Annotated in this window: 6 protein-coding genes; 4 read left to right on the top strand and 2 right to left on the bottom strand. The window is 46.6% G+C overall.

Annotated elements, in window-relative coordinates:
* From RIC07_RS14535 to leuS, 4 genes are all read left to right on the top strand, one after another.
* The coding region (locus RIC07_RS14535; protein ID WP_446395150.1) for a transposase at positions 1-1,030 on the top strand (1,030 nt) is incomplete at its 5' end.
* Positions 1,017-1,310 (top strand): transposase, encoded by a 294-nt coding sequence (locus tag RIC07_RS14540; RefSeq protein ID WP_446395151.1) that lies wholly within the window; start codon positions 1,017-1,019, stop codon positions 1,308-1,310. The genes RIC07_RS14535 and RIC07_RS14540, both read left to right, overlap by 14 nt.
* 916 nt (positions 1,311-2,226) lie before the next feature.
* On the top strand, positions 2,227-3,252 hold the full coding sequence (adhP, locus tag RIC07_RS14545) for an alcohol dehydrogenase AdhP (RefSeq protein ID WP_446395152.1): 1,026 nt from the start codon (positions 2,227-2,229) through the stop codon (positions 3,250-3,252).
* 859 nt (positions 3,253-4,111) lie between these two features.
* Positions 4,112-6,679: a leucine--tRNA ligase gene (gene leuS / locus RIC07_RS14550; RefSeq protein ID WP_446395153.1), complete on the top strand. Its 2,568-nt coding sequence runs from the start codon at positions 4,112-4,114 to the stop codon at positions 6,677-6,679.
* Positions 6,680-7,282: 603 nt separating this feature from the next.
* Here leuS and RIC07_RS14555 read toward each other — a convergent pair.
* Both RIC07_RS14555 and RIC07_RS14560 read right to left on the bottom strand, forming a co-directional pair.
* Positions 7,283-7,447 carry a hypothetical protein gene (locus tag RIC07_RS14555; protein ID WP_446395154.1) on the bottom strand — a complete coding sequence of 55 codons (165 nt, stop codon included), beginning with the start codon at positions 7,445-7,447 and terminating at the stop codon, positions 7,283-7,285.
* A 243-nt stretch (positions 7,448-7,690) separates the two neighbouring features.
* Positions 7,691-8,195, bottom strand: a 505-nt coding sequence (locus tag RIC07_RS14560) for a formylglycine-generating enzyme family protein (RefSeq protein ID WP_446395155.1), incomplete at its 5' end; no start/stop codon positions are given.

Consider the following 8,195-nt stretch of genomic DNA (forward strand, 5'->3'; position numbering starts at 1 on the left):
ATCAAATAAGTTGCTGGATGTGATGGTGTCTCACTTTAAGGAACATAAATTAATCAAGTCGAGAGGAAAACAGCGTACAGACTCAACCCAGGTGGTGGCGGCTATACGTCAAGTCAATCGTTTAGAATTAGTTGGCGAAACAATAAGAGCAACACTTAACGAAATAGCGACCCTTGCCCCGGAATGGCTACAAGAAATTATATCAGAAGACTGGTTTGACCGATACAGTGAACGATTTGAGAATTATCGGTTACCCAAAGAGAAAACCAAACGGGAAGAAATGGCATTGTTAATTGGCAGGGATGGACACCATCTCCTGGAAAAGTTATGGCGTGAAGATGACACACAAGCCGAAAAGTTGCGTCAAATCGAGAGCGTAGACACATTGAGACGTGTGTGGATTCAACAGTATGTATTTATCGAGGGAAGATTGTTATGGAGGAAAAAAGAAAAAACGGGATTACCTCCCAACTCAATCTCGATTGAATCGCCCTATGACACGGAGGCAAGAAATGGAAAAAAAAGAGAGAAAACTTGGACAGGATATAAAGTTCACTTGACAGAAACTTGTGACCCAGACACGCCAAATATAATTACCAATGTAGAGACAACGGTGGCAACAACTCCCGACGGGTTGATGACATCATTGATTCATCATAAATTAGCCGAAAAAGACGGGCTACCTAAGGAACACTATGTGGATGCTGCTTACGTTGATGCCTATCAATTAGTTGAAAGTCATCAAGCTCATCAAGTTGAGTTGGTTGGTCCGGCGGCGGTGGATGTAAGCTGGCAGTCTAAGTTAAATACAGGATTTGATGTGTCGGCGTTTTTAATTGATTGGGATAAAAAGATTGCTCAATGTCCCCAAGGAAATCTGAGTCGCTTATGGCGTATTGAATATGATAAAAGTAAGCATCCCGTCATTCAAGTGGAATTTGACCGTCAACATTGTACAACTTGTCCAGAAAGAAGCCGTTGTACAACTCCGCTTAAAAGCGCCCAGAAAACTGAAATTGCGACCTCGTGACGAGTATGAGTCCCTTAACCTGCGTCGCCAAGAGCAAAAAACTAAAGAATTCAAGAAAAAGTACTCCTGTCGTGCCGGAATTGAAGGGACAATTTCTCAAGGCGTGCGTAAATTGGATTTACGACGAACTCGATATTCCGGGCTGGCTAAAACTCATTTACAGCATATTGCTATAGCTTGCGCTATGAATTTATCTCGTTTTTTTGCCCAGTCAAATGGGTTGTTAAAAGCGGCTACTCGTACAAGTTCATTTGCCCGTCTACGCAGGGAGTACGCTTAATCAATCTTGGCTATTTTGAATAAATAAATATAAATTATTGCAGAGAGGGGAACACAATTTATACGCCTCAATTTGAGGGTTGTTTAGATGCGTCCTAAACGGAACTATTTCAGTACAAATATACTAAAACTAGCGTTAAGCTTTATGCCGTAATAGTTTCAGCGCTCATCCCTAAACAGAAAGAAGTAGCCTACAGCTTGGTATTCGCGATCGCGCAATTAAAGGTAACAGGCATTCTTAGCGAGTTAAATTAACACTACATTAAGCTTTCTACGGCAAAATCGTTGTAATGCTCCCCATATTGTTCGCTACCCATTCCCAATTTAAACTGAAGTTCCCCCCGTCCAGATGCACTACTGGAGGCTGAACCCCTACGTTGGGCTTAAGCCTCATTTGTACCCAGTAACGCCGAAAGATAAATCGCTCTAAGCCTGGATATACATACAGTGTAGCGATTTGGCAAAGGGGAACTTCAGTTTAAATGCTTGACACCTTACCTCAATTAATGACTCATTCCAGGGCGCAAGCTGACGGGTTACTCTAAGCGTGAACCATGAATGGACGTGAAGGAATAGAGCAGCGGAGTGAGGGGTCTGACCCCTGATTCGCCAGCAGTATCAAGCTTGGGAGAGGGGAGCAAGAGGGGAGCAAGAAAATCCGGTTCCCCTTCTCCCATGCAACAAAGGTAAGCGTTTTTCTTCACTATTGCATAAGACACACCGAGCGTGTTACCGAGCGTGTTACTGAGCGTGTTACTGAGCGAAGCCGAAGTAAGTCGAGGTAAGCCGAGGTGTTGCCCATTGCAAGAAAGCCCAGCGCGTAGCGCTATATATCCTCCCTGCGAGGGTGAAATCCCAGGGGAGGTGAACCTAAAATCAAGCCAAGCAAATCCGACAATTCAGAAAGGATAAAGGTTATGGCAAAGACGATGAAAGCTGCCGTGGTGCATAAATTTGGCGAACCCCTATCGATTGAAGAGGTTCCTATTCCAGAACCCCAAGCCGGACAAGTTCTCATCCGTACTGCTACCTGTGGTGTCTGCCATACTGACTTACATGCAGCGGATGGGGATTGGCCCATAAAGCCTACCTTACCTTTTATTCCTGGACATGAGGGCGCGGGTTATGTCGCCGCTGTGGGTGATGGCGTAACGTTATATAAAGAAGGCGATCGCGTCGGTGTTCCTTGGTTGCATAGTGCCTGTGGTCATTGCGAATATTGCTGGACGGGTTGGGAAACCCTGTGTCCTGATCAAGAAAACACGGGGTACTCCGTCAACGGGGGTTATGCCGAGTATATGGTGGCACCGGCTGACTATGTAAGTCCGATTCCCGATGGTGTTGATTTTGCTGATGCGAGTCCGATTCTCTGCGCTGGGGTAACCACGTACAAGGGGTTAAAAGAAACTAATACGAAACCCGGAGAATGGGTGGTGATTTCTGGTATTGGTGGTTTAGGTCACATTGCTGTCCAGTATGCCAAAGCTTTAGCACTTCATGTTGTCGCCTTAGATACCAGGGATGAGAAGCTGGAATTAGCCAAGCAATTGGGGGCAGAATTGACGGTGAATGTGACTAAAGAAGACCCCGCTACGGTGGTACACGAAAAAATTGGTGGGGCGCACGGTGCTTTAGTTACGGCTGTTTCTACCGCAGCTTTTCGTCAAGCTTTGGGGACGCTGCGACGAGGTGGTACTTGTGCTTTAGTTGGGCTACCCCCAGGAGAGTTTCCCACACCTATCTTTGAGGTGGTATTAAAACGGATTACGATTCGCGGTTCGATTGTTGGGACGCGCAAAGATATGCAAGAATGCTTACAATTTGCGGCAGAAGGTAAGGTGAAACCAACCTTGGAGAAGCAACCGTTAGAGGAGATTAATCAGATTTTTGATCGTCTCAGAAACGGTCAAGTAAATGGTCGAATCGTGCTGCAAATTAGCTGATTATTATGACAATCGATCCTGGGGATACTGCTGGCGAATTTAACATTCTGCCCTAGAATGACCGAAATACGTTAGAGTAGCTAACGATTTTATTGGATTTGACGCTCTTTTGTAACATTCGCCAGCAAAGTCAAGGGGCAAGGGGGGATGGTCAATGCCCAAAATACGCTGATTAATCATGTCACTATTCTCTTAAGACTCCAAGGCTGCAGGTGATTGGCGATCGCTCTTTGTTTGCTGGTGGTGCGATCGCGAACATCCTGGTAAGTTTCACCCTAACTCAAAGAAATCATCCCGGCGATACAACTCGGATAGTATCATGTCCGGTTGCATCCTCACCCGTGAACCTATCCTATAACTATAACTTTTCGATTTATCCGTTGAGTTTTAAATTGATCAAGATAATCGGACTGAGGGCTTAAGTCAGAAATTCCTGGCAAAGCTTGACTTACCGTTGGTTTTGGTTGTAGTATGAGGAAATTGAATCCTGTAATTTTGTCTTATTTTGGTCATTTTTAAGGGCAAAACGCATCAAAGCCCTAAAATAACGTCAATTTTTTTCCTAACTTGGGAAAAGTTGAGAAAATACAAACATATTTCAACACCCAATTTTCATCAACTCATCAGGGGCAGATTTGACAAAAAAACCCTTTTGTGCATCTAATGCCCAAACAAGAATCGGAAATGATGGAGTTTCACGTCGCTTTTGGTCGATTTCTGAACTATCGCTGTCACGCCAGTAGTCAACCCAAGATTGTAAGGGGCTAAAGCCCTTACTACATACAAACTCCTCATCTCCCCTGATGATGTGCCAAAATTGTTAAAACGGATAGAGTTCAACCCTGTAGGAGATTCTTTTGTGGAGTCGCGTTATAACCCCGTCGAGATAGAGGAAAAGTGGCAAACCCATTGGTCACACCACAACTTAGACCAAACCCAGGACAAGGCAGATAAGCCCAAATTCTATGCCCTGTCGATGTTTCCCTATCCATCGGGCAACCTGCACATGGGTCACGTCCGTAACTATACGATTACTGATGTCATTGCCCGCAAAAGCCGGATGCAGGGCTATCGCGTCCTTCATCCGATGGGGTGGGATGCGTTTGGGTTACCTGCGGAAAATGCCGCGATTCAACGGGGTGTCCATCCCGCCAAGTGGACGTATCAAAATATTACTCAGATGCAGTCTGAGTTAAAGCGTCTGGGATTGTCCTACGACTGGAACCGGGAATTGGCAACCTGTGCGCCAGATTATTACAAGTGGACGCAGTGGATTTTCTTGCAGTTTCTTCACGCTGGTTTAGCTTATCAGAAAGAAGCCGCCGTCAACTGGGACCCGATTGACCAAACCGTACTGGCAAATGAACAGGTGGATAGTGAGGGGCGTTCCTGGCGTTCTGGTGCGAAAGTGGAACGGAAACTCTTGCGCCAGTGGTTCCTGAAAATTACTGATTATGCCGAACAATTACTCAACGACTTAGATAAGCTGGAGGGATGGCCCGAACGGGTGAAGTTGATGCAAGCCAACTGGATTGGCAAGTCCATCGGCGCTTATTTAGAGTTTCCGATTATCAACTTGGATGAAAAAATCGGTGTGTTTACCACTCGCCCCGATACGGTTTATGGTGTCACCTATGTGGTGTTAGCCCCGGAACATCCCTTAACCCCAAAAGTGACGACTCCTGACCGCAAAGCTGCGGTTGACGCCTTTATTCAAGAGGTAACTCAGGAAAGCGAACTGGAACGCACGGCTGAGGATAAGCCGAAACGGGGGATTCCTACTGGGGGTAAGGCGATTAATCCGTTTACGGGGGAAGAAATCCCGATTTGGATTGCCGATTACGTCCTCTATGAATATGGCACAGGGGCGGTGATGGGGGTTCCCGCCCATGATGCGCGAGATTTCCAATTTGCTACGGAACAGAATTTACCCATCAAGGTGGTGATTGTTCCAGCAGATGCGGCTGACCCGAAAGCTGAACCGAAACAGGCGTATACTGAACCCGGTGTGGTGGTGAATTCTGACCTGTTTAATGGGATGGAATCTATTTCCGCCAAAGCAGAGATTGTCAACTACGCCGAACGGAAAGGATGGGGGAAAGCCCGGATACAGTATCGCCTACGGGATTGGTTAATTTCGCGCCAGCGCTACTGGGGCGCACCGATTCCGGTGATTTATTGTCCTGATTGTGGCATTGTCCCGGTTCCGGAGCAAGAGTTGCCTGTAGAATTACCGGAGAATGTAGCCATGAGTGGCGGGCGAGTCGCCTCGTTATCCCAGGTAGAGGGATGGGCGGATGTGCCTTGTCCCACCTGTGGGACAGCGGCGAAACGGGAAACGGATACGATGGATACGTTTATTGATTCGTCGTGGTATTTCCTGCGTTATCCGGATGCGAATAATCACCAGCAGGTGTTTGACTCCAGTAAAACCAATGACTGGATGCCCGTAGACCAGTATGTGGGTGGCATCGAACATGCGATTTTGCACCTATTGTACTCCCGCTTCTTCACCAAATTCCTGCGCGATCGCGGTTTACTCAATTTTGATGAACCGTTCCAGCGTCTGTTGACTCAGGGGATGGTGCAGGGGTTAACCTACATGAACCCCAGAACCGGGAAATGGGTTCCCTCGGTAGAAGTCAACCCCAATGACCCCAAAGACCCAGAAACGGGGGAAATGTTGGAGGTGTCCTACAAAACCATGTCCAAATCTAAATATAACGGTGTCGCACCCGAAGAGGTAATTAACAAATATGGTGCGGATACTGCCCGCATGTTTATCCTATTTAAAGCCCCTCCAGAAAAAGACTTGGAATGGGATGATGCGGATGTGGAAGGACAATTCCGTTTCCTGAATCGGGTTTGGCGGTTGGTGGAGGAGTTTGCGGCGAAAGGAACTAACCGTTCCACCACCACTCCTCCTGAGTTAAGTAAACCGGAAAAAGACCTACGGCGGGCAGTTCACACGGCGATTAAAGAAGTCACCGATGATTTAGATGGGGAGTATCAATTTAATACGGCGGTGTCCGAGTTAATGAAACTCAGCAACGCCCTCGGTGATGCCAAGTGCAAAGATTCACCCGTTTATGCTGAAGGAATCGAGACTCTGATTCTATTATTAGCCCCTTTTGCCCCCCATATCGCCGAAGAGTTATGGCATGGAATTGGTCATACGGATTCGGTTCACCGACAACCTTGGTCTACCTTTGAACCAGAAGCATTAGTCGCTGATGAGATTACGTTGGTCATTCAAATCATGGGCAAAACCCGTGGCACAATTCAGGTTCCTGCTGATTCCGATAAATCAGCCTTGGAACAGTACGCCAGGGAGTCAGAGGTTGCCCAGCGTTATATCACGGGTAAGACGGTGAAAAAGGTAATTGTTGTACCTGGAAAGCTGGTTAATTTTGTGGTGACAGGTTGATATCCAGGTAGGGAGATAGAATCATGTAGAGACGTGTCATGGCGCGTCTTTATGTAGGGGCGGGTTTTATTTACTACTATCTTTTGAAATGGTGCGTTACGCTTCGCTAACGCACCCTACTGGCGTGACCCAGCTAAAATGGTGCATTAGCAAATTAGCGGCAAGATTGGCAGAACGATTAAGAGCGATGGGTATTGACCCGGATTCAGAACAGTAGGGGCGCACCGACGTGCGCCCGATTTAACACCTCTAAACTTGATAGTATAATTTTCCCAAAAATATAGCGTGGGTTATAAAAACAATTGTAGGGGCGACCCGCCGTACCTAATTAACACAACCTAACCCTTAATTTGATCGGGTCGCCCTGTATAAGGTATCGTCAATTAAAGGTAAAAATGGTGCAACCCGCCCCATCCAATTAACACAACCTAACCCTTAATTTGATCGGGTCGCCCTGTATAAGGTATCGTCAATTAAAGGTAAAAATGGTGCAACCCGCCCCATCCAATTAACACAACCTAACCCTTAATTTGCTCGGGTAGCCTCCACCCGGTATTAGTAATCATCCAACACCGCATTGAGACAGGGGCGAGTCGATATAGGTTAATTCTCGCACCGAACATTGATGCAGCGACTCGCCCCTACAGCCCCGACAACCCCGACAACCGCTAAACTATCAAAAATGATTTCTAAATTACGAATCACGGCATCTTGCATCATTTTATTGGTAAAAAATGCTTGTTTACCTTCATGGGTGTCATTCTTCAACTCTCCATAGAACCTGTTGGGTAACGCTTACGCTCTACCCAACCTACATCTGACGTGCGCCCGATTTTATGGTAATATCTATATCACGATTTTATCTGTACAATGCTAGTAGTAAGCGATACAAGCGTTGATGGCGCTAAAGCGCAACTACGAACTTAGCTGTTGAAAAAAAATCGACCCGCCTGCGGCGGGAAGAGGGAAAAGAAAACAGGGTAAAGGGTAAAAGGGCAAAAGTGTCAAGTGCTAAAGAGTCCACGCCGCACCACAGACAACCCGAAACCCGTTGTCGTAGTACCTGAAGGCTGGGGTATTCCCGCTGCGATAGGCACAACGACAGTACCTGGGATAGGTGTACCACGAACCACCACGCAACAGCCGATAATGATTATCATTATCATTAATTATCCAAGCTTGACCATCTGACGGCGCACCTTCATAGCTATCATGCCATTGGTCAAGACACCATTCCCACACATTTCCATGCATATCGTACAAGCCAAAGGCATTCGCGACTTGAAAACTGCCCACGGGAGTGGTTTCCTCACGATACTTGCCCTTCGCACCTGCACCATAAATATATTTACCGTCATAGTTGGCTAAATCGGTGGTAATCGTCTCGCCAAAATGAAACGGTGTTGTTGTTCCAGCACGACAGGCATATTCCCATTCCGCCTCACTAGGAAGTCGGTAGTTCCAACCTGTGTACTGCGACAATCGCGCACAAAACTCCACACAATCATACCATGAT

The organism is Coleofasciculus sp. E1-EBD-02, from assembly GCF_040218245.1.
In the GTDB taxonomy this organism is placed as follows: Bacteria; Cyanobacteriota; Cyanobacteriia; order Cyanobacteriales; family Coleofasciculaceae; genus Coleofasciculus.